Source organism: Hylemonella gracilis str. Niagara R (assembly GCF_000600295.1).
Lineage (GTDB): Bacteria > Pseudomonadota > Gammaproteobacteria > Burkholderiales > Burkholderiaceae_C > Hylemonella > Hylemonella gracilis_A.
Genome location: NZ_JEMG01000001.1, coordinates 720,851 through 746,581 on the forward strand (window position 1 = coordinate 720,851; position 25,731 = coordinate 746,581).

General features: G+C 65.2%; 27 protein-coding genes and 1 riboswitch. Of the genes, 19 read left to right on the forward strand and 8 right to left on the reverse strand.

The genetic code is table 11. The annotated features are described in order from the left end of the window. Window positions 1-28 precede the first annotated feature (28 nt). From AZ34_RS03275 to AZ34_RS03285, 3 genes are all read right to left on the reverse strand, one after another. Entirely contained in the window at window positions 29-550 is a 522-nt protein-coding gene (locus AZ34_RS03275; RefSeq protein WP_051509493.1) for a DUF4148 domain-containing protein, read from the reverse strand. A 214-nt stretch (window positions 551-764) separates the two neighbouring features. Further along, window positions 765-1,514, reverse strand: coding sequence for an SIMPL domain-containing protein (locus tag AZ34_RS03280; protein ID WP_035604742.1), 750 nt, complete (start codon window positions 1,512-1,514; stop codon window positions 765-767). Between the two features lie 137 nt (window positions 1,515-1,651). Beyond that, complete coding sequence (locus tag AZ34_RS03285; RefSeq protein ID WP_035604744.1) at window positions 1,652-3,280, reverse strand: peptide chain release factor 3; 1,629 nt, start codon at window positions 3,278-3,280, stop codon at window positions 1,652-1,654. A gap of 256 nt (window positions 3,281-3,536) precedes the next feature. On the opposite strand from AZ34_RS03285, the gene AZ34_RS03290 reads away from it, so the two are divergent. Beyond that, window positions 3,537-4,427: a helix-turn-helix domain-containing protein gene (locus AZ34_RS03290; RefSeq protein WP_231495566.1), complete on the forward strand. Its 891-nt coding sequence runs from the start codon at window positions 3,537-3,539 to the stop codon at window positions 4,425-4,427. Between the two features lie 22 nt (window positions 4,428-4,449). Here the strand turns inward: AZ34_RS03290 and AZ34_RS03295 are convergent, their stop codons facing one another. Continuing rightward, window positions 4,450-5,580, reverse strand: a complete 1,131-nt coding sequence (locus AZ34_RS03295; protein WP_035604752.1) for an FAD-dependent oxidoreductase — start codon at window positions 5,578-5,580, stop codon at window positions 4,450-4,452. Window positions 5,581-5,967: 387 nt separating this feature from the next. Between AZ34_RS03295 and AZ34_RS03300 the strand changes: the two genes are divergently transcribed. From AZ34_RS03300 to metF, 9 genes are all read left to right on the forward strand, one after another. Then, entirely contained in the window at window positions 5,968-7,125 is a 1,158-nt protein-coding gene (locus AZ34_RS03300) for an alpha/beta hydrolase family protein (protein WP_051509494.1), read from the forward strand. Continuing rightward, the gene (locus AZ34_RS03305) at window positions 7,122-7,439 is read left to right on the forward strand and encodes a subunit of meta cleavage enzyme (RefSeq protein ID WP_035604753.1); all 318 of its coding nucleotides are present in this window, start codon (window positions 7,122-7,124) and stop codon (window positions 7,437-7,439) included. Before AZ34_RS03300 ends, AZ34_RS03305 begins: the two co-directional genes overlap by 4 nt. Next, window positions 7,432-8,265, forward strand: a complete 834-nt coding sequence (locus AZ34_RS03310) for a 2,3-dihydroxyphenylpropionate 1,2-dioxygenase (RefSeq protein WP_035604756.1) — start codon at window positions 7,432-7,434, stop codon at window positions 8,263-8,265. Before AZ34_RS03305 ends, AZ34_RS03310 begins: the two co-directional genes overlap by 8 nt. Continuing rightward, window positions 8,262-9,047 (forward strand): alpha/beta fold hydrolase, encoded by a 786-nt coding sequence (locus AZ34_RS03315; RefSeq protein WP_051509495.1) that lies wholly within the window; start codon window positions 8,262-8,264, stop codon window positions 9,045-9,047. The genes AZ34_RS03310 and AZ34_RS03315 overlap by 4 nt, the downstream gene beginning before the upstream one ends. Before the next feature lie 29 nt (window positions 9,048-9,076). Further along, window positions 9,077-10,087 carry a Bug family tripartite tricarboxylate transporter substrate binding protein gene (locus AZ34_RS03320; protein WP_035604758.1) on the forward strand — a complete coding sequence of 337 codons (1,011 nt, stop codon included), beginning with the start codon at window positions 9,077-9,079 and terminating at the stop codon, window positions 10,085-10,087. 101 nt (window positions 10,088-10,188) lie between these two features. Further along, window positions 10,189-10,713: a carboxymuconolactone decarboxylase family protein gene (locus AZ34_RS03325; protein WP_035604760.1), complete on the forward strand. Its 525-nt coding sequence runs from the start codon at window positions 10,189-10,191 to the stop codon at window positions 10,711-10,713. A gap of 99 nt (window positions 10,714-10,812) precedes the next feature. Then, window positions 10,813-10,915, forward strand: a riboswitch (S-adenosyl-L-homocysteine riboswitch). A 76-nt stretch (window positions 10,916-10,991) separates the two neighbouring features. Beyond that, a complete protein-coding gene (gene ahcY, locus AZ34_RS03330; RefSeq protein WP_035604765.1) occupies window positions 10,992-12,419 on the forward strand; it encodes an adenosylhomocysteinase in 1,428 nt (475 codons plus the stop codon). Then, window positions 12,419-13,180 (forward strand): TlyA family RNA methyltransferase, encoded by a 762-nt coding sequence (locus AZ34_RS03335; RefSeq protein ID WP_035604768.1) that lies wholly within the window; start codon window positions 12,419-12,421, stop codon window positions 13,178-13,180. The genes ahcY and AZ34_RS03335 overlap by 1 nt, the downstream gene beginning before the upstream one ends. Before the next feature lie 7 nt (window positions 13,181-13,187). Continuing rightward, on the forward strand, window positions 13,188-14,039 hold the full coding sequence (gene metF, locus AZ34_RS03340; protein WP_035604770.1) for a methylenetetrahydrofolate reductase [NAD(P)H]: 852 nt from the start codon (window positions 13,188-13,190) through the stop codon (window positions 14,037-14,039). A gap of 58 nt (window positions 14,040-14,097) precedes the next feature. On the opposite strand, the gene AZ34_RS03345 is transcribed toward metF, so the two are convergent. Continuing rightward, window positions 14,098-14,979 (reverse strand): 23S rRNA (adenine(2030)-N(6))-methyltransferase RlmJ, encoded by an 882-nt coding sequence (locus AZ34_RS03345; RefSeq protein ID WP_035610761.1) that lies wholly within the window; start codon window positions 14,977-14,979, stop codon window positions 14,098-14,100. A gap of 236 nt (window positions 14,980-15,215) precedes the next feature. Between AZ34_RS03345 and rplM the strand changes: the two genes are divergently transcribed. From rplM to mdtD, 6 genes are all read left to right on the forward strand, one after another. Then, window positions 15,216-15,644: a 50S ribosomal protein L13 gene (rplM, locus tag AZ34_RS03350; protein WP_035604773.1), complete on the forward strand. Its 429-nt coding sequence runs from the start codon at window positions 15,216-15,218 to the stop codon at window positions 15,642-15,644. A gap of 11 nt (window positions 15,645-15,655) precedes the next feature. Next, the gene (gene rpsI, locus AZ34_RS03355) at window positions 15,656-16,048 is read left to right on the forward strand and encodes a 30S ribosomal protein S9 (RefSeq protein ID WP_035604776.1); all 393 of its coding nucleotides are present in this window, start codon (window positions 15,656-15,658) and stop codon (window positions 16,046-16,048) included. Between the two features lie 276 nt (window positions 16,049-16,324). Continuing rightward, a complete protein-coding gene (locus tag AZ34_RS03360; protein ID WP_081767292.1) occupies window positions 16,325-17,017 on the forward strand; it encodes a DUF6776 family protein in 693 nt (230 codons plus the stop codon). A 78-nt stretch (window positions 17,018-17,095) separates the two neighbouring features. Continuing rightward, entirely contained in the window at window positions 17,096-17,497 is a 402-nt protein-coding gene (locus AZ34_RS03365; protein WP_035604782.1) for a bactofilin family protein, read from the forward strand. A 134-nt stretch (window positions 17,498-17,631) separates the two neighbouring features. Beyond that, a complete protein-coding gene (erpA, locus tag AZ34_RS03370) occupies window positions 17,632-18,009 on the forward strand; it encodes an iron-sulfur cluster insertion protein ErpA (protein WP_035604785.1) in 378 nt (125 codons plus the stop codon). A 99-nt stretch (window positions 18,010-18,108) separates the two neighbouring features. Then, window positions 18,109-19,548: a multidrug transporter subunit MdtD gene (mdtD, locus tag AZ34_RS03375; RefSeq protein WP_035604788.1), complete on the forward strand. Its 1,440-nt coding sequence runs from the start codon at window positions 18,109-18,111 to the stop codon at window positions 19,546-19,548. 57 nt (window positions 19,549-19,605) lie between these two features. On the opposite strand, the gene AZ34_RS03380 is transcribed toward mdtD, so the two are convergent. Continuing rightward, window positions 19,606-20,748 carry an anhydro-N-acetylmuramic acid kinase gene (locus tag AZ34_RS03380; RefSeq protein ID WP_035604790.1) on the reverse strand — a complete coding sequence of 381 codons (1,143 nt, stop codon included), beginning with the start codon at window positions 20,746-20,748 and terminating at the stop codon, window positions 19,606-19,608. Between the two features lie 22 nt (window positions 20,749-20,770). Further along, a complete protein-coding gene (locus tag AZ34_RS03385) occupies window positions 20,771-22,282 on the reverse strand; it encodes a M23 family metallopeptidase (protein WP_081767293.1) in 1,512 nt (503 codons plus the stop codon). 229 nt (window positions 22,283-22,511) lie between these two features. On the opposite strand from AZ34_RS03385, the gene tyrS reads away from it, so the two are divergent. Continuing rightward, window positions 22,512-23,759, forward strand: coding sequence for a tyrosine--tRNA ligase (gene tyrS, locus AZ34_RS03390; RefSeq protein ID WP_035604792.1), 1,248 nt, complete (start codon window positions 22,512-22,514; stop codon window positions 23,757-23,759). A gap of 71 nt (window positions 23,760-23,830) precedes the next feature. Further along, complete coding sequence (locus tag AZ34_RS03395; RefSeq protein ID WP_035610764.1) at window positions 23,831-24,331, forward strand: cupin domain-containing protein; 501 nt, start codon at window positions 23,831-23,833, stop codon at window positions 24,329-24,331. Window positions 24,332-24,379: 48 nt separating this feature from the next. Here the strand turns inward: AZ34_RS03395 and AZ34_RS03400 are convergent, their stop codons facing one another. Then, complete coding sequence (locus tag AZ34_RS03400; protein ID WP_035604795.1) at window positions 24,380-24,982, reverse strand: flavin reductase family protein; 603 nt, start codon at window positions 24,980-24,982, stop codon at window positions 24,380-24,382. A 148-nt stretch (window positions 24,983-25,130) separates the two neighbouring features. Between AZ34_RS03400 and AZ34_RS03405 the strand changes: the two genes are divergently transcribed. Next, window positions 25,131-25,721 carry a TetR/AcrR family transcriptional regulator gene (locus tag AZ34_RS03405; RefSeq protein ID WP_035604797.1) on the forward strand — a complete coding sequence of 197 codons (591 nt, stop codon included), beginning with the start codon at window positions 25,131-25,133 and terminating at the stop codon, window positions 25,719-25,721. Window positions 25,722-25,731 lie beyond the last annotated feature (10 nt).

Sequence of the window (25,731 nt, forward strand, 5' to 3'; positions counted from 1 at the left end):
CGGGTTTTTTGATCTCAGTGGCTGGAACTCAGTTGAAGTTCACTGCGCCGTCCTTGCGGGCGGCGGTGTTGGTGTGCGCCGCCACTTGCTGGGCGTACAGGCCGGGGAACTGCTCGTTCAGCGTCATGCGGTCTTCGCCAGCGGCCACGATGTCGCCGGTGCGCACGGCGTCGGTCAACTCGGCCAGGACCTGCTCACGCGTCTTGCCGGCCTTGGCGACTTGCTTCGGGTACAGATCGGGGAACATCTGGTTGAACTTGTTGGAGGTGCCCTGGATCACGTCGCCGTTGCGCACGGCGGTGCTCAGCTCGGCCAGGACTTGCTCACGGCTCTTGCCAGCGTCGGCGGTTTGTTGGGGGTACAGACCGGGGAATTGTTGGTTCAGCGTCATGTTGTCTTCGCCGATGGCCACGATGTTGCCGGTGCGCACGGCCTGGGCCAGTTCGGCCTGGACTTGGTCGCGGGTCTTGGCGGAGGTGTCAGCCAGGGCGGGGCCGGCTATCAGGGCGGCGGCGATGGCGACAAGGGAGAAGGAGGTGCTGCGGTTCATGATGGGAATCCTTTCGGTTGCTTCAATGGGCAGTGGTCGGCAGGTCGGACTGACCGAGCTCTAGGCCACATCGATGCGCGTTGTTGAAGAGCGCTGCGTCGATGGGATGAACTGTATGCTTGCTGAAACAATAGATAAACCGGCAAAACCGAATCTCGGTATTCCCAAAATAGAAACAATAGGGTCTTGAAACTCCGGGGAAATACCAGGGTCGTCAGCGCAGGCGGACCGGTGCCTTGCCTTCGGCCAGCAGGGTGGCCATGACCTGCAGGGTGACGGTGGTTCGGCCGCCTTCCGTCGGCATCGGCATGCTCTCGCTGGCCATGTCGGCGCCCTTGGCCATGGCCAGCACGCGCATGGGGCGCGGCATGGCCTGGGACTGGTCGAGCGCCAGCGTCTGGATGCGGTACTGCGCGAAACCGAAAGCCGCCGCCGTGGCGCGGGCCTTTTGGTCGACGCTGCGCGCCAGTTCGGCGATGAGCTGGTCCCGCGCCTTGTCGTGCGCGGCGGACGAGAGCGAGAAGTCGACGGACTGGATGCGCATGTCGCGGCTGAGTTCGGAACTCAGGGCGCCCAGTTCGGCGAAATTGCGCGACTGCAGCACGATGCTGCCGCTGACCGTCCAGCGCTGCGTCTTGCCCTTGGCGTCGTAGATGGGTTGTGTGGTCACGCTGCCGAGCCGGGCCTCGACGCCGCTGGTTTTTTGTGCCTGGGCCAGCGCCTCGTTCAGCCGCCCCAGTACCCGCTGCGTCAACGCACGGGTGTCTTCTCCATCCTCGGACGTGCCGAGCGTGACATGCATGCGGTCGTTGTCCACCTCGACCGAGGCATGCGCGTCCAGTGTGATCGTGGTCGCGGCTGCGGGGTTGGGCAGGAAGCTCTGGGCTTGGGCGGCGCCGGTCAGCAGCAGGGCGAGCAGGGCGGCAGTCAGGGCGAAACAGGCAGACAGGGTGCGGGTTTTCATGGCGGGTTCCTCGTGGAATCGTGCGTATGAGTTGTCAGGATGTGCAGAGGCGGGGCTCCGCGGGGCTGAGAAGCGGTGGGTGTCAGAAGGCGGACGCGATGAGTGCGTCCGCATCATGGCATCGTTGCGTGACGCTGTCAGTGCTGTTCCAGTGCCAGCCCGGCGTGCTCGCGCAGCGGATGGAAGTGGATCTTGGGGAAACGCTCCTGGGCCAGGCGCACGTCGTAGGGCGAGGTGCAGAGGTAGGCGAGGGTGTCCGCCGCGTCGCGCGCCAGGCGCTGCGGGTAGGCGTCGCAGAAGGCCTTGAGTTCGGCGGGCGTGTCGGCGGTGATCCAGCGTGCGCCCGTGTACTGGCAACCTTCGAGGCGCACGTCGGCGTCGTATTCGCTTTTCAGGCGGTGCTGCACCACTTCGAACTGCAGTTGCCCCACGGCGCCCAGCAGCATGTTGCCGCCCATCTCGGGCTTGAAGACCTGGATGGCGCCTTCCTCGCCCAACTGGGCCAGGCCCTGCTGCAACTGCTTGGTGCGCAGCGGGTTCTTGAGGACCACCGTCATGAAGAGCTCGGGCGCGAAGAAGGGCAGGCCGGTGTACTGCAAGGCCACGCTGCCATCGGTGATGGTGTCGCCCAACTGCACGCCGCCGTGGGTGGTGAAGCCCACGATGTCGCCGGCGTAGGCTTCTTCCACGGCCTCGCGGCGCTGGCTCATGAAGGTGACGACGCTGGTCGGGCGCAATTCCTTGGCCGTGCGCTGCACCTTGAGTTTCATGCCCGGCTGGTACTGGCCCGAGGCCACGCGCACGAAGGCGATGCGGTCGCGGTGGTTGGCGTCCATGTTCGCCTGCACCTTGAAGACCACGCCCGAGAAGGCGTCGTCTTCGGGTTGCACGTCCTTGGTGACGCCGTTGAGCGCGCTGGTGCGGGCCTTGGGGCTGGGGGCCAGGTCGACCAGCGCGTCCAGCACCTCCATCACGCCGAAGTTGTTCACGCCCGAGCCAAAGAACACGGGGGTCTGCTTGCCGGCGAGGAAGGCTTCGCGGTCGAATGCGGGGGATGCGCCGGTAGCGAGTTCCATGCTGTCCATGGCGGTGTCGAACTCGCTGCCGAAGCGGGCCTGCAGCGTGGCGCGGTCGCTGACCGGAATGGATTCGAAATCCTGCGGGCGGCGCTCGCTGCCCGACTCGAACACCGTCATGGCCTGGGTGCGCAGGTTGATGATGCCGCCGAAGCTCTTGCCCTGGCCCACGGGCCAGGTCATGGGCACGCAGGGCATGCCCAGCTCACGCTCGACCTCGTCCAGGATGTCCAGCGGGTCGCGCACCTCGCGGTCCATTTTGTTGACGAAGGTGATGATGGGCGTGTCGCGCTGGCGGCAGACCTCGATCAGGCGTCGGGTCTGCGCTTCCACGCCGTTGGCCGCGTCGATCACCATGAGCGCCGAGTCCACGGCGGTCAGCACGCGGTAGGTGTCTTCGCTGAAGTCCTTGTGGCCGGGCGTGTCGAGCAGGTTGATGACGTGTTCCCGGTACTGCATTTGCATGACCGAGCTGGCCACCGAGATGCCGCGCTGCTTCTCGATCTCCATCCAGTCGGACGTCGCATGGCGGCTGGCCTTGCGCGCCTTGACCGAACCGGCGATCTGGATCGCACCCGAGAACAGCAGCAGCTTTTCAGTCAGCGTCGTTTTACCGGCATCCGGGTGGGAAATGATGGCGAAGGTCCGCCGGCGGCGGACTTCTTCGGCGGTGCGTGGGGCGTGGGACACGGGGCGGTTCCAGAAAAAGCAAAAGCAAGCCCACTGTCGAAGCGGCCTGCTGGAAGGGCGGGATTTTATCTGGTCGTCACTGTCGGCCGACCCTGTTAACGCCACGGCGGCGGCAGGGCACAATGGGGAAAACAAAAAGTATTTCCTCTCGCTAGGAGACAACATGCCCTCGCTCACCCCCGGCCCAGCTTCGACACGTCACTTTTCGGTGGACGCGACGCCTGGCCCCATGCGCGCCCAACAGTTCCAGCGGGAAATGCGCTCCATTTTTGCCATCAACCTGGCCGTCAGCAGTCCGCCGGAAAGGCCGCTGAAGGCGGAGGTGCAGGGGTACCACGGGCGCAATCTGCGCTTCGCATCCTTGCGCTTTTCGCCTCATTCCACTGCTTCCCCACATGCCGCTCCGTTGGATGACTCGCGCTTGCTGGTCGCTTGTCACAAGCAAGGCAGCGCCATCGTTGCGCAAGGTGGGCGCGAAAGCCAGATCGAGGCGGGTGACTTCTTTGTGATTGATCCCTCGAAGCCTTTCCACATCCACACCACCGAGTGCCATGTGCAATCGGTCTACATCAAACCCCACGCCTTGCGTCGGGTGCTACCGCAGTGGGAGGCCTTGACCGCGCGCGCGATCCATCCCGACTGCAAGCTCGCGAACTTGTTCACCCTGATGCTGGACCAGCTCGTGTCGTTGGCGCCGTCGATGACCGAGGAGACCGCCGACGACATCGCCGAGGCCCTTCCGCATCTCCTGGCGCCGGCGCTACGCTCGCTCGAAAGCGAGCCCGAAGATGCGCCCACGCGCCTGAGGGAACTGCATCGCCATCGCATCCTGCGCTATGTGCGCGACAACCTCTGGGACAGTCAGCTCGACGCCAACGCCATCGCCCGCGGCGTGCAACTGTCCGCGCGACACGTCTACGATCTGTTCGCCGAGAAGGATGGCGAAACCTTGATGAAGTGGGTCTGGAAGCAGCGCTTGCAGCTGTGCCGCCGGGATCTGGAAGAGCCGACGCTGAGTGCCCGATCCATCAGTGAAATCGCCTACACCTGGGGTTTCAGCAATGTCTCTCATTTCAGCCGGGCCTTCAAGGCGGCCTACGGTATCGGTCCGCGCGAATTTCGCAACCAGCGCCAAGTCGCCCACTGAGACGGTGCCGCGCTGGCCGGCTTCAAATCGGGGCGGCCAGCACGCGCAGTGATTGTTCCACCAGTTCGGCCTGCTGCTCGATCGGTGCGCGGGTCTGTTCACGGCGGCCGATTTCCAGCGAGTTTTCGACCACCAGGCGGCAGCGCTCATAGCGCCGCGCCATGAACCCGGCGTAGGCCTGCTCCACCGTGGCGTGTTTGCCCAGTTCCTCGCCCAGCACCAGGGCGTCTTCCACGGCCAGGCCCGCTCCGGACGCCAGCTGGGGCGTGGTGGGATGCGCCGCGTCCCCAATCAGGATCACCCGTCCCAGTTCCCAGGGGCGCGGCAGGAGAAAACCCTCCAGGGGGCGCAAGACAATGCCGGCACCTTCGCTCAATCCGTCCCGCACATCCCCCACGATGCCACCGTAGTCCTTCAACAGCCGCCGCAACTCCGACAGCAATTCCGCATCCCGCATCACGGGTCGCTTGGGGCCGGTTTCCAGCGCGAACATGTACATCCGATCGCCTGAGACCGGGGTCAGCCCGACCTTGAGCGGGCCACCCAGAAAGAACATGCGCCGTGTCACCTCGGGAGGACGGGGCACCGTCACGCGCCAGACGCATTGACCCGTGTACACGGGCCCAGGTGCGGCGGGAAAGAGCAGACCGCGTACCCGGGAGTAGACGCCGTCCGCGCCGATCACCAGGTCGTAACGCGCGCGCCGCCCGTCGGAGAACAGCACGTTCACGCCTTCGGCGTCGGACTCCAGTTGGTCCACCGTCAGGCCCAGGCCGACCTTGGCGCCGGCGGCCCGTGTCTTCTCGGAGAGGATGCGGTGCAGCAGCGGGCGCATGATGCCGCCGCTGCCGGGGATGTCCTCGTCGGTGACGATGGGCGTGGGCACGATGTGCAGGGGGCGGCCCTGCGCGTCGCACACCTGGATGCCGTCACCCGTGAAGGCCAGGGCCCGGACCTGATCGAGGATGCCGAGGCTCTTGAAGGCACGCAAGGTCGGGCCGGTGATGGAGATGCCCGCGCCGTAGACGCGCCAATGAGGGTCCAGGTCGATCAGGTCCACCTCGTGCCCGATGGCGCTGAGCTGGATGGCGGCGGACATGCCGCCGATGCCTCCACCGACGATCAGGGCTTGGAGGGGTTTGTGCGAGGCCATGTTGTTTCCTGGGGATACGGATTGCGGGCGAAAAGTCGGAGCCGGGATTCCGGTTCGGCTGCGATTACGCCCAGAGGCGAGTTGCCGCGTCAACGGAGGAAGGTGCCCGGCGCTTCCCCAGGCAACACCGGCCGCAAACCTGGGCAAATGCGTGGGGCGGCGTCACGCCGCGAGCGGTGACACAGGCTGGCGCATGTGCATGCGGGGTCGATCGGGCCTCGCAAGCGCAGTCAAGTTCCGCTACACAACCAGCACAGCGTGTGTCGCAGCCTTTCCCTACCATGCGTGAACCCTATACCCCTTGAGGGCGCAGGCGCGGGCAGGGCGTTCGCCTTTGCTCGTGATGACCCCACGTGATCCCGCTTCCCATCCAACGGAGACGACAACTTGAGCCTCGCCGATCCGGTTGCCAGCGCAGCCCACCGCCCCAAGACCCTTGCCGAGTCCAAGCAATGGATGCATCAGCGCCTGAAGGCCCGCTTTCATCCAATGAACGCGCTGAGCCTGCAGGACGGCCCGGTCTACATCGAGGGCGTGCCGGGGCTGGACGGGCAGAGCTGGGGCGACTATTGGCATGGGCTCGGTGTACAGGCTCGCGCGGCGGCCCTCCAAGCGCAAGCCCAGGGTGATCGGCAAGCCGCCGCAGCTCTGTTTCAGAAGGCCAGCGGACTGTTTTTCATGGGGCGGTTTCCCTGCCCCAACCATCCGGCCAAGGCACGCTGCGCTGTCGCCGAGCGTGAAACCTATATCGCCGCCAGCCGCTACTGGCGCGAGCCGATTGAGCGCATCGAGATTCCGTTCGAGGGCAAGGCGGGAGAAGGCGCCAGCGTGGTGGTCCTGCTGAGGCGACCGCTAGGGATAGAGCGCCCCAAGGTGGTACTGATGTGGGGCGGGGTGGACGCTTGCAAGGAGCAGATGACGGCGGCCTGCGACGCGCTGCTCGAGCAAGGCATCGCCACCGTGGCCATGGACAACGCCGGAACAGGTGAATCCCCGGTGCGCGGCGTGCCTGACGCCGAACGCCAGTTCATCACCGTGCTCGACTGGCTGGCGACCCAGGACACGCTGGATGGCGCACGTCCCGCCTGCCTGGGGCGCTCCTTCGGGGGGTACTGGGCCACCAAGCTGGCCCATCTTCTGCCCGAGCGTCTGACGGCTGCGGTGAACTGGGGCGGCGGTGTGCACCACATGTTCCAGCCCGAATGGGTCCAGGCGTCCCGGTATCCGGACAGCTATCTGATGGAACTGGTGGAGACGCGCAGTCTCATGCTGGGCGCCCGCAACGACGAGGAGTATGTCCAGGCTTTTGGACGTCTCTCCTTGCTGGACCAGGGCCTGCTGGACCGCCCCTGTGCTCCCTTGCTGCTGGTCAACGGCAAGGAGGACAAGCAATGTCCGGTGGCGGACATCGAGCTGCTGCTCGATCACGGTTGGCCCAAATCGGTCCGCATGTTCCCGGGTGGGCACATGGGCTTGACCCCGCAGACCTTGCCCACCATCGTCGACTGGCTGGCCCGTCAGCTGCAATCCAGGAGTCCGGCATGAGCAGCAGCAACTGGCGTCAGCCCATGCCCACGCCCGAGGCCTACTGGATGAACCGGGTGCTCTACGACATCCACCATGTCAGCAGTGACCTGCAGCGCTACCTCGCCGATCCGGATGCCTACATGGCCGACATCCCCTTGCCCCCGGAGCGCAAGGCGGCCATCCGCGACAACGACATTGGCGCGATGTACCACGCCGGGGTCAACCCCCTGCTGCTCAGGGCCCACTGCCTGGGCCTGCGCATTCCAGAAGCCACCTTCGTGCAGTCCCTGCGCGCCGCCGTCCCCACGAAGGAGCATCCCTCCCATGGCTGAGATTGTTTCCATCCACGCCACCAGCCACACGCCGGTGATGATCAATTTTCCGGACGCCATCGCGGACGAGGATCGTGAACGGATCTTCGCAACCTTCCGCGAGTTGGGGGAGAGCATCTTGCAGGCCGATCCGGAGGTGGTGGTCGTCATCTCCGACGACCACATGCACAACTTCTTTCTCGATAACCTGCCAGCCGTCTGCATCGGCGCGGCCAATGTCTACGAGACGCCGGTGGAGCACTGGCTCAAGCTGGACCGGCGCACGCTGAACGGTGATGCAGAGCTGGGCAGTTACTTGGTCCGTCAGGCCCTGGACCAGGACTTTGATCCGGCGTTTTCGATGGAATTGATCCTCGACCACGCGACCCTGGCGCCCTTGCATCTGGCGGGTTTGGCGCAGCACGTGAACGTCGTGCCGGTGATGATCAACTGCGTGCAGCCCCCGCTGCCTTCGATGCGGCGGGCGTTGCAATGGGGGCGTTTTCTCGGGCGCGCCCTGCGTGCCTACCCGGGTTGCCGACGCGTCTCGGTGCTTGCGACCGGGGGCCTGAGCCACGACATCGCCACACCTCGCATGGGCCTGGTCAACGAGCGCTTCGACCGCGAGTTTCTGCGCCTCCTGGCGGCGAACGATGACGACGCGCTGCTGGCTTACGCAACCCATCATGTGAACGAGGCGGGCAACGGCGCGGAGGAAGTGCGCACCTGGTTGATGGCGCACGGCGTGGCGCTGGGTGGCCAGTTCGAACCGCTCTACTACAAGCCCATTCCCAACTGGTACACCGGCATCGGACTGGGACGCTGGGACGTCGGAGCGCGAGCATGAGCCAGGCATCGTTGCACCACCAAGTCAGCGGACCGGAGCATGCACCCGCCCTGGTTCTGCTGCATGCGCTGGCCACCCACGGTGAGCTCTGGCGCGCGCAGATCCCTGTCTGGGCCACGCGCATGCGCGTGATCACCATTGACCTGCCCGGGCACGGGCGCAGTCCACGGATCGAGGGCGTCTTGACCCTGGCGGACCATGCGCGCCAGGTGGCCCTGGTGCTCGACGACTTGGGTGTCCAGCGCGCCGCGCTGGTGGGCCTGTCACTGGGCGGCATGGTGGCCCAGGCCTACGCCCTGGCCTACCCCGAGCGCTGTCTGGCGCTGGTGCTGGCCCACACCAGCGCGCGGACGCCCGAGCCATTGCGCGCGATCTGGGCCCAACGTTGCGCGCAAGCTGCGGCGCAGGGGCTTCCCGCCCAGGTCCCCTCCATTCTGGAGCGCTGGTTTCCGCCCACGTTCGCTCAAACCTCGCCCTGGACGCTGCGATGGATCGCCGGGCAGATCACCAGCACCTCCGCCGAAGGCTACATCAGCGCCATCCGGGCGATCCAGGGGCTGGACCACCTGGATCGATTGCACGTCGTCGGTGCGCCCACGCTGGTGATCGCCGGGGAACTGGACGCGGCGGCCCCGCCCGACGCCGGCGCGCGCCTCGCCGCGCAGATGCCGAACGCGCGCCTGGTCGTGCTGCCCGGCGTCGCCCATCTGGGCAACGTCCAGGCGCCCGTGCTGTTCACCGAAACCGTCGGCACCTTTCTCCAGACGGTCGTCGCGCATTGAGCTTCACCCTGAAACCCTAGGAGACAACCATGGACAAGACCCAGATTCATCAACGCCGTCGGCTGCTTCAGTTGGCGGTAGGCACGCTGGCCGCCGGCAGCTGGCCTCTGGTTTCGGCCCAGAGCGTCGGGAACCCAGCCGAGTTGGCCAAGATCGTCATCGGCCCGCCACCAGGAACGCTGGTGGATCTGCTGGCGCGACGCGTCGCGGAAAGCATCGCGCCAGCCTACGCGCGCAGCGTGATCGTCGAGAACCGGGTCGGCGCCGCCAGCCAGATCGCGGTCAGCGCGGTCAAGACGGCGCCGGCGGATGGCAACACCATCCTGCTCACGCCCATGCCCATGATGGGCATCTATCCGCACACCTACACCCGACTGCCATACGACCCGCAGGCGGATTTCATCCCCGTGTCCATGGCCGCCGTGTTCGATCTGGCTTTCGCGGTGGGGCCCATGGTCCCCGCCAGCGTGAAGACCATGCCCGAGTTCTTTGCATGGTGCAAGGCCAACCCCGTGGTCGCGAACTTCGGCTCGCCCGCGGCGGGGTCGACGCCTCATTTTGTTGGGAGCATGGCGGCGCGCGCCGCGGGCGTCGAGCTCACGCATGTGCCGTTCCGCGGCACCACCCCGGCCATCAGCGACATGATCGGGGGGCAGATCGCGGCGGTCTGCGCGCCGCTGGGTGACTTCATTCCCCACATGGGCAGCGGCAAGTGCCGCGTGCTGGCCACCACCGGCGCCCAGCGCAGCCGCTTCACGCCGGAGGTGGCGACCTTCGTCGAGCAGGGCTACCGTGGCATCGTGATCAACGATTGGTTCGGTTTTTTCGTCGTGACTAATACCCCCGCGGCCAAGGTTCAGCTCCTGAGCAAGGCCTTGAAGACGGCGCTGAGTGACCCTGCCCTCGTCAGGGCCATGGACGAACGAGGGCTCGAATTGCGCTGGTCCACGCCAGACGAGCTCGACAAGCGCCTCAAGGCCGATCTGACGCTTTGGAAAACCATCGTCAAATCCTTCAATTTCACCGCCTTGACTTCCTGAGGGAGCTTGCTTGCGCGTTGCTGGCCTCGTTCTCATCCAGGGACGAGGTTGGTGACGGCGCAAGGCAGCGCTTGCGCTTAGACCCGTCGAATATTCTTCCCATGAAATCCCGCCTTCCCCTGCCCGCGCCAGACTCGTTCGATGGTGCGCAACGGGCTGTCTACGAGTCGATCCTCGCCACGCGCGGCAGTCTCGACGGCCCCTTTCTGGCCTGGATGCACAGCCCCTCCCTGGCCACGCGCGCCGAGAAATTGGGCGCCTTCTGTCGTTACCAGACCCAGTTCGAGCGGGTCGAGTCGGAACTACTGATCCTCACCGTCGCCGCGCACTTCGATTGCCTGGCTGAGCAGCAAATCCATGAACCCATAGCGGCCAGCGTGGGTATCTCCGCCGACGACATCGCCCTCATTCGCCAAGGCGACCAGCCCGCCCTGAGCACCCCACGCCAGCAGCTGATCCACGCCTTGGCCGAGGAACTCCTGCGCAAGAATCGTATATCGCCTGAGCTGTACGCGCAGGGGTTGAGACAGCTGGGTGAGCGTGGTCTTGTTGAGCTGGTCGGCATCGTGGGGTACTACGCATTCGTGGCCATGACCCTGAATGCCTTTGAGATGCAGGCCAGCTAGCACCCACCCGCCGTTTGTGGCTGGAAAGCGCAGCCGATGCACCGTCCAGCCGCGCTGTGAACCGGGTGGTGTTCATACGCCAGCGCGCTACAATCTCAACCGTTCGAGGAGCGTTGCAGCCCTTGCGCCTGCCTGGCAGGCCCAGCGGTGAGGCTCGAACCCCAGGGCGGCAGGCCCTGCCTTCCAACTGCGCTCACCCACCGGTCGTCGTGAGGTGAGGTCTTCCACGCGCGCGGCAACTCCGGTGGTGTTCAACCGCTACAGCTTTGGAGTTCACCATGAATGCCGTCGTCAAACCCGCCCACGATCACGCCATCCGTGACCTGTCCCTTGCCGCCTGGGGGCGCAAGGAAATCAAGATCGCCGAAACCGAGATGCCTGGCCTGATGGCCATCCGTGAAGAGTTCACCAAGAGCCAGCCGCTCAAGGGTGCGCGCATCACGGGCAGCATCCACATGACCATCCAGACCGCCGTGCTGGTGGAAACGCTGCAGGCGCTGGGTGCCAGCGTGCGCTGGGCCTCGTGCAACATCTTCTCCACGCAGGACCACGCCGCCGCCGCGCTGGTGGAAAAGGGCACGCCGGTGTTCGCGCACAAGGGCGAAACCCTGGCCGAGTATTGGGACTTCACCCACCGCATCTTCGAGTTTGGCCCCAAGGGCAGTCCGGACGAAGGCCCGAACATGATCCTCGACGATGGCGGCGATGCCACGCTGCTGATGATCCTGGGTCAGAAGGCCGAGAAGGATCCGTCGGTCATCAGCAAGCCCACCAGCGAAGAAGAAACCTGCCTGTTTGCCTCCATCAAGGCGAAGTTGGCCGTGGACCCGACCTGGTACACCCGCAAGGCCAGCCAGATCATCGGCGTGACCGAAGAGACGACCACCGGCGTGCACCGCCTGAAGGAAATGAGTGCCAAGGGCACGCTGCCCTTCCGCGCCATCAACGTGAACGACTCGGTGACCAAGAGCAAGTTCGATAACCTTTACGGCTGCCGTGAATCGCTGGTGGATGGCATCAAGCGCGCCACAGACGTGATGATCGCCGGCAAGGTGGCCGTGGTGGCCGGGTACGGTGACGTGGGCAAGGGCTCGGCCCAGGCCCTGCGCGCGCTCTCCGCCCAAGTGTGGGTGACCGAGATCGACCCCATCAACGCCCTGCAGGCGGCGATGGAAGGCTACAAGGTCGTGACCATGGAGTACGCCGCCGACAAGGCCGACATCTTCGTGACGACCACGGGCAACAAGTCCATCATCACGCACGACCACATGGTCAAGATGAAGGACCAGGCCATCGTCTGCAACATCGGCCACTTCGACAACGAGATCGACATCGCCTCGATCGAGAAGTACAAGTGGGAGGAAATCAAGCCCCAGGTCGACCATGTGATCTTCCCGGACGGCAAGCGCATCATCATGCTGGCCAAGGGCCGCCTGGTGAACCTGGGCTGCGGCACGGGCCATCCCAGCTTCGTGATGTCCAGCTCTTTCGCCAACCAGACCATCGCGCAGATCGAGCTCTATACCCAGCCGCAGAAGTACACGCCGGGCCAGGTCTATGTGCTGCCCAAGCACCTGGACGAGAAGGTGGCACGCCTGCACCTGAAGAAGGTCGGCGCGATGCTGACCGAGCTGACGGACGAGCAGGCCGCCTACATCGGCGTGCCGAAGCAGGGTCCGTACAAGCCCGACACCTACCGCTATTGATGCGCATCGACCAGCTCCTGGTCCAGCGTCAACTTGCCAGCACCCGCTCTCAGGCCCAGCGCCTGATCGCGGGGGGCGTGGAGTGGCGCCAGGGCGAGGAATGGCGGCGCGTCGCGAAGAATGGGGACGAGGTGCCCCACAACGCGGAGCTGCGTCTGCTGGACGATGCGGAGGCCCGCTACGTCTCGCGCGGCGGGCTCAAGCTCGAAGGCGCGCTGAAGCACATCGACCTGAAGCTTGCAGGATGGACTTGCCTTGACCTGGGCCAGTCCACCGGTGGCTTCAGCGACTGCCTGCTGCAAGCGGGCGCGGCGCAAGTGGTGGGGTTGGACGTGGGCCAGGCGCAGTTGCATCCAAGCTTGCGCGAGGACGCGCGGGTGGTCTGCATCGAAAGCTTGAATGCCCGCGATGCCGCCGCCGTGGCCGCTGCCCTGGACGGCGTTGCGCCGGCGGACGGTTTCGACCTGCTGGTGGGTGACCTGTCCTTCATCTCGCAGACCCTGGTGTTGCCGGCCGTCGTGCCTTGGCTAAAGGCGGGTGGTGTGCTTCTGACGCTGGTCAAGCCGCAGTTCGAGCTGCAGCCCGGTCAGGTCGGCAAGGGCGGCATCGTGCGCGATGCCGCCATGTACCCGCTGGTGGAGCAACGCCTGCGCGCAGCCTGCGAAGCACTGGGGCTGCAGGTGCGCGACTGGTTTGACTCAACGATCTCCGGGGGCGACGGCAACCGCGAATTTTTCATCCACGCGATCAAATCACCGTGAGGCTCGCATGAGCGAACAAACAAAACCGCAATCCTTGCCTCTGAGCATCGAGTTTTTTCCGCCCAAGACGCCCGAGGGCGTCGAGAAGTTGCGCGCCGTGCGCCAGCAGCTGTATGCCTTGCAGCCCGAATTTTGCTCGGTCACTTACGGCGCGGGCGGCTCCACGCAGGAAGGCACCTTTGCCGCCGTGAAGGAAATCATGGCCGAGGGTCGGGACGCGGCCTCGCACATCTCCTGCATCGGTGCCACCCAGGCCACCATGCGCGAGAACCTGGCCGCGTTGAAGGGCATGGGTGTCAAGCGTTTGGTCACACTGCGTGGTGATCTGCCCAGTGGATATGGCGCCGGTGGCGAGTTCCACTACGCCAGTGACCTGGTGGCCTTCATCCGCGCCGAGACGGGTGACCATTTCCATGTCGAAGTCGCGGCCTATCCCGAAGTGCATCCGCAGGCCCGCTCGCCCGAGGCCGACCTGCAGGCCTTCGCGGCCAAGGTCAAGGCGGGTGCGGATTCGGCCATCACCCAGTACTTCTACAACGCCGACGCCTACTTCCGCTTTGTGGAGGACGCCGACGCGCTGGGTGTGACCGTGCCCATCGTGCCGGGCATCATGCCCATCACCAGTTCCGCCCAGCTCATGCGCTTTTCCGACGCCTGCGGTGCGGAGATTCCGCGCTGGGTCCGTCTGCGCCTGCAAGGCTATGGCGATGACACGGCCAGCATCAAGGCCTTCGGCCTGGACGTGGTGACGGAACTTTGCGAGCAACTGCGCGCCGGCGGCGCGCCAGCCCTGCACTTTTACAGCATGAATCAGAGCGCGGCCACGCTGGAGATCTGCCGGCGGCTGGGTCTGGTCTGAGCCCGCGCATCACGCCTGGCTCGAGCGGATGGGGCCTTGAACAAGCTTCGGCGCGCGCTCAGTGCGATGTGCTTTCCAGGGTGTAGGCCGCGTTACGGTCCTGCCCCAACAGCTCGACCAGCTGTGGCAAGGTCGCTTTCAGGGCCGCTTGCAGGGTGTGGGGCGGGTTGACGATGAACATGCCGCTCGCGGGAAGACCCGTGGCGTCCTTCCCGGACTTGACGGTGAGCGTTGCATGGAGCCAGGGTTTGCCGGCCTGGTTGCTCAGGGTACGCAGGCGGCGGGGCAGTTCATGCGCCTCGGGGCGCGGGATGATGGGGTGCCAGATCGCATAACAACCCGTGGCGAAGCGTTTCAGCGCCTCAGCGAGCAGACCGGCGACGCGCGCATAGTCGGTCTTGATTTCGTAGCTTGGGTCGCACAGCAGCAGGGCACGCCGCGAGGGCGGGGGCAGGAACTTGGGGACGCAACCGAAACCGTCTTCCCGCAGCACGGCGATCTGCCGGTCCGCGTCCAATTGAGCGATGTTGGCCGCCAGGGCCTTGCCGTCCGTGGGGTGCAGTTCAAAGAGCTTGAGCCGGTCCTGTTCACGCAGCAGGCGATGGAGGATGAAGGGCGAACCCGGGTAGACCTTGGGCGTGGAGGATTGGGCGTAGGCGGCACCCGGGTTGAACGCGACAATCAAGGACAGGTAGTCCTGCAAAAGTTCAGGCAGAGAGTGGGCGCCAACATCCATGAGCTTGGCAATCCCAAAGGCGGCCTCACCGCTGGTCTGGGCGTAGTCGCCGTCCAGTCGGTACAGGCCCGCGCCGGCATGGGTGTCGATGACGGTGAGTGCCGTGTCTTTTTGCGTGAGATGCCGCGTGATCGCGATCAGTGTGCTGTGTTTGAGGACATCGGCATGGTTGCCGGCATGGAAGGCGTGGCGGTAGCTGAACATGGCCATCCGATGTTAACTGCCCGGCGGGCAAGGAATTTGTATAATGGCAGGCTTCGCAGCGCTTTTGTGGCTCCGCGGCGAAGACGGTCAAGGCAACGCCTGATTCAGCAATATCTGCGCACGCAGACATTCGTGCGTCGCCTTGGCTTTGATATCACCACCTAAGAGGCCCCCTCAAGAGGAGCACCGACCGTGGAAAAGAGCCCGCCAAACCATCCTCTGGAAAGAGAAAACTCATGACTACGTTCAGCGCCAAGCCCGCTGACGTGAAGCACGAGTGGTTTGTGATTGACGCCACCGATAAGGTGCTCGGACGTGTCGCCAGCGAAGTGGCACTCCGTCTGCGCGGCAAACACAAGGCCATCTACACGCCTCACGTCGATACCGGTGATTTCATTGTCGTCATCAACGCAGCCCGTCTGCGCGTGACGGGCAACAAGTCGCTCGACAAGATCTATTACCGCCACTCGGGTTACCCGGGCGGCATCACCGCCACCAGCTTCCGCGACTCGCAGGCCAAGCATCCCGGCCGCGCGCTGGAGAAGGCCGTCAAGGGCATGCTGCCCAAGGGCCCGCTGGGCTACGCCATGATCAAGAAGCTCAAGGTCTACGGCGGCGCCGAGCATCCGCACAGCGCGCAGCAACCCAAGCCGCTGGCCATCTGAAGGAGTCCGAAATGATTGGTGAATGGAACAATGGCACGGGCCGTCGCAAGTCCAGCGTCGCGCGCGTGTTCCTGAAGAAGGGCTCCGGCAAGATCACGGTCAATGGCAAGGACATCGCCGAGTACTTCGGCCGTGAAACCTCCATCATGATCGCCAAGCAACCGCTGATGCTGACCAACCATGCCGAAACCTTCGACATCCAGGTCAACGTACATGGCGGCGGCGAGTCCGGACAAGCTGGCGCGACCCGCCACGGCATCACGCGCGCGCTGATCGACTACGACGCGTCGCTCAAGCCCGCGCTGTCGCAAGCCGGTTTCGTGACCCGCGACGCCCGCGAAGTGGAGCGTAAGAAGGTCGGTCTGCACTCCGCCCGTCGTCGCAAGCAGTTCAGCAAGCGCTGATTGCGTTCATGCGCTGCCCATGCCCCCATCCCTATATGGGGGTTGGTGTGGCAACGTGGAATCGGCATTTCGCCAGGTTGCATCGCAATGGATCAAGCCACCTCCAAGCTGGATGTCGCGCTTCTTCATGCACGCGTCGTTGACCTGACAAAATGTTGCAATGTAAAGGCCGAGCGGGCTTCAATCCGCCGGCCTTTTTCTCTGCCTGGCTGCTAGACTTTTGCCCCTATGCGAATGCGTCTGCTACTTCGGCGTCTGACGGTGAGCGCCCCACGCATGTCCGTGCGCAGTGCGATGCCCTGGCCTGTGCGCTGGGTGATCATCGCCGTGACCATGGGCTTTTGCGCGGCAATCGGCCTATGGGCCTTCGAGTTTGGCCGCGACATCGCTGGCATCGAGGGCAGCAGCGTGGGTTACGTGGAGAAGCTCGAACAGCAGCTCTCCGAGTTGCGACGCCAAGCCCGCACCATGAAAGACGAGCGCGACGAGGCCCTCGCCAAGGCGAACACAGCTTCCATGCTGATGGCGGCAGAGCAAGCCGCGCAGGCACGCTTGACTGAACTCAACAAGCAGTTGGAAGCGGATAATCAGCGCTTGCGTGATGATTTGGGCTTCTTTGAGCGCCTCATTCCGACCGAAGGCGGGGGGGAGTCCCTCGCCATCCGTGGCCTGCAGGCCGTGGTGCAGCAGGATGGGCAGGGGCAGCAGGTGAAGTGGCAGGTGCTGGTGATCCAGCCGCAGAAGAATGCGCGGGAGTTCAGTGGACAGTTGGAAGTGCTGTTCATTGGTGTGCAGTCGGGCCGACCATGGTCGGCGCCCCTGCCGCAGGGTGCGCAACCGATACGCCTGCGTCAGTATGCGCGGGCAGAGGGCACCTTCCAGTTGCCACCTGACACCGAGATCAGGAGTATCAGCGCCAAGGTCATGCAAGGCGACGCAGTGCGCGCGGAGCAGTCCGTCAAGTTGTAATCTGAATTTGCAAGGATGTGCTCGCCGGCCCGCGCGGCAATCGATGCATTCCGAGGTTCTGTGTAGAAAGTTGTTCCCATGTTCAGCAAGCAAAAACCCCCGGCCATCCGCAGTCTCATCGCGGATGGCAACCACGTTGAAGGTCATGTGCGTTTTCGCGACGGCCTGCGCGTGGATGGCACCATCGTCGGCGATGTGCGCGCCCGCGAGGAAGACAGCAGCATCCTGGTGATTTCCGAAACTGCGTCCATCATTGGTGAGGTGCATGCGGACCATGTGATCGTCAACGGCACGATCAAGGGGCCCGTCTACGCGCGCCTGATGCTGGAGTTGCAACCCAAGGCGCGCATCGAAGGCGATGTCTTCTACACCGCTCTGGAAATGCACCAAGGTGCCATCATCGCGGGCATGCTGCGTCCGACGCCGTCCATGCTGGAAGACAAACCCGCGCTCAAGCTCGCCGCCGCTTCAGGCAACTGATCCCGCGTCGCAAGGGGGAGCAGGTGAAGGCGTCACTGGCGGTACGGGTTTGTGCTCCGGGCCCAGTGTGTGATCATCGTTGGGTGTAGTATCGCCTTCCCAGTCAACGAACATCCTGTTTGAAGGAGTTTGCCATGAGCGCCGTAGCCGAATCCGTCCAAACCGCAGCCGTGAGCGAGATGCCCGCGCCCATACTCTTCACCGACAGCGCGGCGGCCAAGGTGGCTGACCTGATCGCCGAGGAAGGCAATCCGGATCTGAAACTGCGCGTCTTCGTGCAAGGCGGTGGGTGCTCCGGCTTTCAGTATGGCTTTACCTTCGACGAGGTGGCCAACGAGGACGACACCACGATGACCAAGAACGGTGTGTCCCTGCTGATCGATGCGATGAGCTACCAATACCTGCTGGGCGCCGAGATTGACTACAAGGAAGATCTGCAAGGCGCGCAGTTCGTCATCAAGAATCCGAACGCCACCACCACCTGCGGTTGCGGATCGAGCTTCTCGGTGTAAGCCTCGACGGCCGTTGATTCGCCAAGCAGGCCACCTTCGGGTGGCTTTTTGCTGTCCGCCGCGTGGCCGCCGGCTTCCTTTCCTGGTCTTGATCTCTCCATGAACGCAACACACACCGCCGCTGCGCCCTCGGAAGGTGAGCTGCGCGCTTTGCTGTGGCTGGTGGCGGTGGGGTTTTTCATGCAGACGCTGGATGCGACCATCGTCAACACGGCCTTGCCCGCCATGGCGCGCAGCTTGGGCGAAAGCCCCTTGCGCATGCAGTCCGTGATCGTGGCCTATTCGCTGACCATGGCCATGCTGATCCCGGCATCGGGCTGGCTGGCGGACCGTTTCGGCGTGCGTCCCGTGTTCCTGGGCGCCATCGCGCTGTTTTCCGCCGGCTCTCTGCTGTGCGCGACGGCCGACAGCCTGGGCTTGCTGGTGGCCGCGCGCGTGCTGCAGGGGCTGGGCGGCGCTTTGTTGCTGCCCGTGGGTCGGCTCGCGGTACTCAAGACGTTTCCGCGCGAGCGCTTTCTGCAAGCCATGAGCTTCGTCGCCATACCCGGACTCATCGGTCCGCTGCTCGGCCCTTCGCTGGGTGGCTGGATCGTCGAGGTCGCGACCTGGCATTGGATCTTCCTGATCAATCTGCCCGTGGGTCTGATTGGGGGGCTGGCCACCCTGCGCTACATGCCCGTTTTGCGAGAGGCCACCTTGGCCCGCTTCGATTTGACCGGCTACCTGCTGCTGGCCTTCGGCATGGTGACGATCTCCCTCGCGCTGGACGGCCTGTCGGGTCTGGGCTTGCGCCAAGCCAGCGTGCTGGTGCTGATGATCTTCGGTCTGGCCAGCCTCGCCGCGTACTGGATGCACGCGCTGCGGCGCCCTGATCCGCTGTTCTCCCCCCGTTTGTTCGGCGTGGCGTCCCTGCGCATCGGCCTGCTGGGCAATCTGTTCTCACGCCTGGGTAGTGCGTGCATGCCCTTGATGATTCCGCTGCTGATGCAGGTCACCCTGGGCTACTCGCCGCTGCACGCAGGCTTGATGATGCTGCCTGTCACCCTGGCCAGCATGTCCATGAAACGTCCCGGAACCTGGCTGATCACCCGCTTCGGCTACCGCCGCGTGCTGGTGCTCAACACCTTGTTGGTTGGGCTGGCCACCGCCAGTTTTGCCTTGACCGCCTTGGACCAGCCCTTGTGGCTGCGCATCGCGCAGCTCATGGTCTTCGGCGCCGTCAACTCCGTCCAGTTCACGGCCATGAACACGCTCACGCTCAAGGACCTCGGCCCGGCGATGGCGAGCAGCGGCAACAGCCTGTTGTCCATGGTCCAGATGCTGGCCATGGGCATGGGCGTGGCGGCCGCGGGGGCGGTGCTGGCTGCCTTCACCGCCTATTTCGGGAATGTGGAAGCCGCAGCCGCGCTGCCGGCCTTCCGTGGCACCTTCATCTGCATGGGCCTGATCACCATCGCATCTGCCGCAATCTTCTGGCAGTTGTCGGGTGCCGAGGCCGCCGCAACGCGCAAGCAGGACCCTGCGGCCGAGCTGGAGTAGGCGCACGCGCCCAGTGCGCAGCCCAGTGGCTCAATGGCCTCGGCCTCGCCCACGACCTCAGACCGGATAAATGGCGCCCAGCACGCGCGCTTGACGCGCGCCGGTGACGCGGGTCAGGTTGCCTGTTTCGCCCGCCAGGCATTGACGCGCCAGCCAGGCAAAGGCGGCAGCCTCCACCTGCAGCGGTGGCAGACCCGCAGCGTCGGTGCTGCTCACTGTCATGCCGGGCAGGTGGGTGCGCAGGCCTTGCATCAGTGTGTCGTTGAGCGCGCCGCCGCCGCAGACGTACAGGGTGCGGCAGGTCGGCGCGTGACGCAGCAGGTCCGTGGCACAGCTGAGCGCCGTCAGTTCGGTCAACGTGGCCTGCACATCCACGGGCGTGACTTGGAGGTGCGGTGCCAGCTTTGCCTGAAGCCAATGCGAATGGAACAGGTCGCGGCCTGTGCTTTTGGGCGGCGACTGCTGGAAGTAGGGTTCATCCAGCAGGTCCCGCAACAGCGCGGCGTTCACCTGGCCGCTCGCTGCCCAGCGTCCCCCGGCGTCATAGGGCTCGCCCTGATGCAACTGGCACCAGGCATCGAGCAGGGCGTTGCCGGGGCCGCAGTCGAACCCGCCCACGGCCTCGCCTTGCAGCAGGCTGAGGTTGGCCATGCCGCCGATGTTGAGCACCGCCACGGACTCGCCAGTGCCGATGCCGCGCCCGAAGACTGCCTGGTGAAAGGCCGGCACCAGTGGCGCGCCCTGCCCGCCTGCGGCCACGTCGCGGCTGCGGAAGTCCGCCACCACGGTGATGCCCGTGAGTTCGACCAGTAGAGCCGGGTTGTTGAGCTGCAGCGTGTAGCCAGTGCCGCCAGCACCTTCATGCCGGGGGCCGGGTTGATGCCGCACGGTTTGACCGTGCGCCCCGATGGCGCGCACGGCCTCGCGCGCCACGCCCGTTGCCCGAAGCAGGTCGTCCACCACGGCGGCGTAGATCCGCACCAGTGCATTCGCCGCCAGCGCCGCGCGGTGCAATTCGTCACGTCCGTCCGGGGTATTCAGCGCCAGCAGCTCGGCAGCCAGCGTGTCAGGCAAGGGACGGGCCGCATGGCTCAGCACGCGCACCGGGGCCGTTCCGGCATCGGCCTGGATTTGCGCCAGCACGCCGTCCACGCCGTCGAGCGAAGTGCCCGACATCAGGCCGATGAAAAGAGGAGGCATGTTCAGAAGAACGCTGGCCGGTTCAACGCGAGGCGAGCAGCTGGGCCGAGGCCAGTTGCAGTCGCGCCTGATGGGCGAGTTGGTTGAAGGCGGGTCGGTTCGCAGCGGAAACCGGCGGAGCCGCCTCGCTGCGGCGCACGATCAGCAAGGGATTCTGATGCCGGCCGTTGATGCGGAACTCGTAGTGCAGATGGGGACCCGTGGCCCAACCGGTGGCGCCGCTGGCCGCCAGGGTCTTACCCTGTTCTATGCGCTGGCCGTGCCGCACGAGTATGCGGCTCAGATGGGCGTACAGGGTCTGGTGGCCGTTGCGGTGCCGCAGGATCACGACCTTGCCGTAGCCACCCTTCTCGCCCGCGAACTCCACCACCCCGTCGCCGACGGCGCGCACCGGCGTGCCGATGGGGGCCGCGTAGTCCACACCCAGGTGCGCACGCCAGGTCTTGAGGATGGGGTGAAAACGCATGCGAAAGCCGCTGGTGACGCGCGAGAAGGCCAGCGGTGAAGCCAGATAGGCGCGCTTGAGGCTTTGGCCGTCCAGGTTGTAGTACCCGCTGCGTCCCGTGGTCTGGGTGGGCTGGCCCACTACCAGGGGCACGGGTTGGTCCGCGTTCGGTTCGGTGAACCAGACGGCCTGGTAGGACTTGCCCGCGTTGATGAATTCGGCGCTCAGCACCCGACCCGCGCGCAGCGGTTCGCCGTCGCCTTCCAGCATTTCGTAGACCACGGCGTAACGGTCACCCTGACGCAAATCGCTGTGAAAATCGATGTCGGCCGAAAAAATCTCCGCCAATTGAACGGCCACCGCGTCGGGTATGCCGGCCTGGTCGGTCGAGGCGAAGAGCGAGCTGTCAATCACCCCGCTGGCCATGCGCAGCGAGGCCGTCAGCATGGCCTTTTCCATGCGGGAGCTGAAACCGTCGTCCGTGCGCTCGATGATCAGGCGCTCGAAGCTGCCATCGTCGCTGGGGCTCCAGCGGGCGGTGAGCTTGAGCAAGGTATTGCGTTCGGTGGCTTCCACGCTCAGTAGCCGTCCCGTGCGCCCCAGTAGATGGCGGTGCGTCAGGATGTCCCGCTTCAAAAAACCTGCAGCTTGCGGGTCATGGATGCCCAGGCGGTACAGCAGGCCTTCGGCCGTGTCTTGTGCGCGGGAGAGTTCGGATCGGTAGAGGCTGAAGCGGTAGCCGGTGTCCAGTTCGGAAGGTTGGGTGCTCGTCCGATCAACCGGGGCCAGGGGCGAGGACGCCTCCGGCGCGGCGAAGGGTGAAATGAAAGGCAGGGCCTGGACTTCCGCGCGCACTTCCTGCACGGGGAGTCGGGCCGGATCAGGGGCGAATGACACCACCACGGCCGCCACCGCATACGCGCCAGCGCCCAGGCCGATGCTGACCAGCCCCAGACCCAGCAGCAGGGGCCGCAGATCGTGCCGCACGCGCCTGCGCAAGCGGCGCGCCTTCAGCCGCGCGTGGATGCGCAGGGTCCGGAGCAGTCCTTGCAGCGGGGATGGCGCGGCGGATGGGGAAACAGAAGTCATCGGAGGCAGAGCGGCGGAGCAGCCAAAAAAAAGGGGCACGAAGGTTCAAGCAAGCGGTGGGCCAGTCCTGCCGTGTCAGCGAACGGTCACGGCGGAAACGAACGGTGGCGGCACGTAAAATCAGCCGCTTGTCCAGTTTTGCGCGCCCTCAGGTCTGCCCGGAGCGCCCCGTTGAGGCGCGCGATGAGTGTATATCGACCCCTCAGAGCCGGGGTGTAGAAAATTCCCTATGAACACATCTTCTCCCGCCGCTCCTTTCCCCGTTACCGATCGCGTGCGTGAGGCGCTGGCCGTGACCCGGCGCGGCTGCGAGGAGTTGATACCTGAGGATGACTGGATCAAGAAGCTGGCCCGCTCGGAGGCCACGCATACCCCGCTGCGCATCAAGCTTGGCCTGGACCCCACCGCGCCCGACATCCACCTGGGCCACACCGTGGTGCTCAACAAACTGCGCCAACTCCAGGACCTGGGGCACCAGGTGATCTTTCTGATCGGGGATTTCACCAGCCTGATCGGCGATCCGTCGGGCCGCAACAGCACGCGCCCGCCGCTCACGTCCGAGCAGATCAAGGCCAATGCCGAGACCTATTACAAGCAGGCCAGCCTGGTGCTGGACCCGCAACGCACCGAGATCCGCTACAACAGCGAGTGGTGCCTGCCCCTGGGCAGCATGGGCATGATCCAGCTCGCCGCCAAGTACACCGTGGCGCGCATGATGGAGCGCGACGACTTCACCAAGCGCTACCAGGCCGGCACGCCCATCAGCGTGCATGAGTTCCTGTATCCGCTGATGCAGGGCTACGACTCGGTGGCCCTCAAGGCCGACCTGGAGCTCGGCGGCACCGACCAGAAGTTCAACCTGCTCATGGGCCGCCACTTGCAGCAGGAACATGGGCAGGAGCCGCAGTGCATCTTGACCATGCCGCTGTTGGTCGGCCTGGATGGCGTGGACAAGATGTCCAAGAGCAAGCACAACTACATCGGCATCAGCGAGGACGCCAACACCATGTATGCCAAGGTGCTGTCCATCAGCGACGTGCTGATGTGGGACTGGTACACGTTGCTGAGTTTCAAGTCCCTGGCCGAGATCGCCGCGCTGAAACAGGATGTCGAAGCCGGCCGTAACCCCAAGGACGCCAAGGTGATGCTGGCCAAGGAAATCACCACGCGTTTCCACGGCGTACAGGCAGCCGAAGCCGCGGAGCAGGATTTCATCAACCGCAGCAAGGGCGGCATTCCTGACGAGGTCGAAGAGCAGACCTTGGTCCTGGACGGCGGCGTGGCCGTGGGCATTGCCGCCTTGCTCAAGCAGGCGGGCCTGGTGGCCTCGTCCGGGGAAGGCAATCGCCTCATCGACGGTGGCGGCGTGCGCGTGGACGGCAACACTGTCAGCGACAAGGGCCTCAAGCTGGGCGCGGGCGTCTACGTGCTGCAGGTCGGCAAGCGCAAGTTCAAGAAGGTCACCGTGAAGGCTTGAGCCTCGGCCTCGCGTGCGGACACGGACACGCAGGCCCATGCAACGCAAACACAAGGCAAATGCCCGACGACATGGCTTCTTCTGAACGCGTCCAGGTCCTGATCGATCGTCTCGGCCTGCAGCCGCATCCCGAGGGCGGGTATTACCGCGAGGTGTTCCGCTCTGGCGAGCAGATCCACCGTGGAGATGGTGCCGTGCGTCGGGCCTTGACCACCATCTTCTTCCTGCTGCCCCAAGGCGCCGTGAGCCGCTGGCACCGCGTGCGTGGGGCGGACGAGGTCTGGCACCACTACGAAGGCGGACCGCTGGAACTGCGCGTGCTGCCGCGCGGGCAGCCAGAGGTGCTGCGCTGGCTGCTCGGGCCGGTGTCGGCAAGCGCAACAGAGGTCGGCGGCGACGTATTGCCCGTACGCACCGTGCCTGCCGATGCCTGGCAAGCCGCGCGTAGCTTGGGCGATTACGTCCTGGTGGGGTGCACGGTCGGGCCGGGATTTGACTTCACCGACTTCACCTTGGCGAGCGATCTGCCACTGGACCAGCGCCCCGACGCCTTGGTCGCTGAGTTCCTGTGATGCCGAGCCACTGAGACGCGGGCCCTTGGCCGCCTTGCCATGACGGTGTCAGCGCAGCGGGGGCAGGGCCTGCGTCTCAAACGCTTCCCCGATGGCGAAGAAATGCCCGCCAGCCACGTAGTGCAGGGTGCGCAGCGCTGGATCGCTGCTGTCGTCGTACCGCCAGTGGCCGTCCGCGAACACCCGCGTATCGGCCCAGGCGGCGACCACCTCGCCGATGAACAGGTCGTACAGCTGCTGGTTGCGTGGTTCGGGGATCAGCCTGCATTCCAACCAGGCCACACAGCCTTCAAGCAGCGGTGCCTCGCAACTGCTGGCTGCGACGGTATCCAGGCCGAAGCGAGTGAACTTGTCCCCGCCATCGGCGTTCCCCCGCAGCTCGCGGCCCGAAAGCTGGCCCAGCGCGAGCACCGCGCCGGCCTGCGCGCGGCAGGGCACGTTGAGGCAGAAATGGCCCGAGGCCTCGACCAGTTCCCGCGTGTACGTGCTCTTGTCCAGCACCAGGCTGACCTTGGGCGGGGCAAAGTCCAGGGCCATGTTCCAGGCAGCGGCCATGATGTTGCGCTGGCCGCCGTGCGCGGCGCTCACCAGCACCGTGGGGCCGTGGTTGAGGAGGCGATAGGACTTGGCGAGTTCAACTGCGGCGCGCATGGCAGATGTCCGGTCGGGTTCAGCTCCAGCAGTATAGGAAGCGGATGGCGACGATGACGGCAAGACCTCGAACGCTTGAGCGATTTAAAATATGATAATCATCATATTTGTGCTATGATGCGGCCATCCTCACATCTGCCAGCACTCCATGCCCCTCGCCCCCAGCCGCAAGCAACTGACGCACGACCGCATCGTCGATGCGGCGGCGCGTGCCTTGCGCGGCGGTGGTTTTGCCGGGGTCGGCGTGGCGGACATCATGAAGCAGTCCGGGCTCACCCATGGCGGCTTCTATGCCCATTTCGCTTCGCGTGACGCGCTGATTGCCGAGGCGCTGGAACGCGCCGGGCACGACGCCCACGCGCGCATGCAGCAGGCGCTGGACGAGGGCGAGGCGCGGGGTGTGAGCCGTTTCCGGACCTTGGTCGACAACTACCTGTCTGAGCGGCACCTCAGTGCCCCCGAGCACGGGTGCGCCGTGGCCGCCCTGGCTTCCGAGATGCCGCGCCAGGCGGACGCCTTGCGCGAGGCCGCAGTCGCACGCGTGCGCGAACTGGTGGCCGATGTGCGCAAAGTGCTGCCGGCCAGCCAGCCCGAGGAGGCGGCGGGCGTGATCGCCGGCCAGCTCATCGGCGCGCTGCAGATCGCCCGCACCCTGGGCCCCAACGCCCAGGGCCGCAAGCATCTGGCGGTTGCACGGCGCTTCCTGCTCGCGCAGTTCGAGCCCAACCCCGTTTCCTGAAGGTTTTCAC

Coding starts and splice junctions, on each gene's coding strand:
- AZ34_RS03275 (WP_051509493.1), bottom strand. CDS start 550: ATGAACCGCAGCACCTCCTTCTCCCTTGTCGCCATCGCCGCCGCCCTG.
- AZ34_RS03280 (WP_035604742.1), bottom strand. CDS start 1,514: ATGAAAACCCGCACCCTGTCTGCCTGTTTCGCCCTGACTGCCGCCCTG.
- AZ34_RS03290 (WP_231495566.1), top strand. CDS start 3,537: ATGCGCTCCATTTTTGCCATCAACCTGGCCGTCAGCAGTCCGCCGGAA.
- AZ34_RS03295 (WP_035604752.1), bottom strand. CDS start 5,580: ATGGCCTCGCACAAACCCCTCCAAGCCCTGATCGTCGGTGGAGGCATC.
- AZ34_RS03305 (WP_035604753.1), top strand. CDS start 7,122: ATGAGCAGCAGCAACTGGCGTCAGCCCATGCCCACGCCCGAGGCCTAC.
- AZ34_RS03310 (WP_035604756.1), top strand. CDS start 7,432: ATGGCTGAGATTGTTTCCATCCACGCCACCAGCCACACGCCGGTGATG.
- AZ34_RS03315 (WP_051509495.1), top strand. CDS start 8,262: ATGAGCCAGGCATCGTTGCACCACCAAGTCAGCGGACCGGAGCATGCA.
- AZ34_RS03320 (WP_035604758.1), top strand. CDS start 9,077: ATGGACAAGACCCAGATTCATCAACGCCGTCGGCTGCTTCAGTTGGCG.
- AZ34_RS03325 (WP_035604760.1), top strand. CDS start 10,189: ATGAAATCCCGCCTTCCCCTGCCCGCGCCAGACTCGTTCGATGGTGCG.
- ahcY (WP_035604765.1), top strand. CDS start 10,992: ATGAATGCCGTCGTCAAACCCGCCCACGATCACGCCATCCGTGACCTG.
- AZ34_RS03335 (WP_035604768.1), top strand. CDS start 12,419: ATGCGCATCGACCAGCTCCTGGTCCAGCGTCAACTTGCCAGCACCCGC.
- metF (WP_035604770.1), top strand. CDS start 13,188: ATGAGCGAACAAACAAAACCGCAATCCTTGCCTCTGAGCATCGAGTTT.
- AZ34_RS03345 (WP_035610761.1), bottom strand. CDS start 14,979: ATGTTCAGCTACCGCCACGCCTTCCATGCCGGCAACCATGCCGATGTC.
- rplM (WP_035604773.1), top strand. CDS start 15,216: ATGACTACGTTCAGCGCCAAGCCCGCTGACGTGAAGCACGAGTGGTTT.
- rpsI (WP_035604776.1), top strand. CDS start 15,656: ATGATTGGTGAATGGAACAATGGCACGGGCCGTCGCAAGTCCAGCGTC.
- AZ34_RS03360 (WP_081767292.1), top strand. CDS start 16,325: ATGTCCGTGCGCAGTGCGATGCCCTGGCCTGTGCGCTGGGTGATCATC.
- AZ34_RS03365 (WP_035604782.1), top strand. CDS start 17,096: ATGTTCAGCAAGCAAAAACCCCCGGCCATCCGCAGTCTCATCGCGGAT.
- erpA (WP_035604785.1), top strand. CDS start 17,632: ATGAGCGCCGTAGCCGAATCCGTCCAAACCGCAGCCGTGAGCGAGATG.
- mdtD (WP_035604788.1), top strand. CDS start 18,109: ATGAACGCAACACACACCGCCGCTGCGCCCTCGGAAGGTGAGCTGCGC.
- AZ34_RS03380 (WP_035604790.1), bottom strand. CDS start 20,748: ATGCCTCCTCTTTTCATCGGCCTGATGTCGGGCACTTCGCTCGACGGC.
- AZ34_RS03385 (WP_081767293.1), bottom strand. CDS start 22,282: ATGACTTCTGTTTCCCCATCCGCCGCGCCATCCCCGCTGCAAGGACTG.
- tyrS (WP_035604792.1), top strand. CDS start 22,512: ATGAACACATCTTCTCCCGCCGCTCCTTTCCCCGTTACCGATCGCGTG.
- AZ34_RS03395 (WP_035610764.1), top strand. CDS start 23,831: ATGGCTTCTTCTGAACGCGTCCAGGTCCTGATCGATCGTCTCGGCCTG.
- AZ34_RS03400 (WP_035604795.1), bottom strand. CDS start 24,982: ATGCGCGCCGCAGTTGAACTCGCCAAGTCCTATCGCCTCCTCAACCAC.
- AZ34_RS03405 (WP_035604797.1), top strand. CDS start 25,131: ATGCCCCTCGCCCCCAGCCGCAAGCAACTGACGCACGACCGCATCGTC.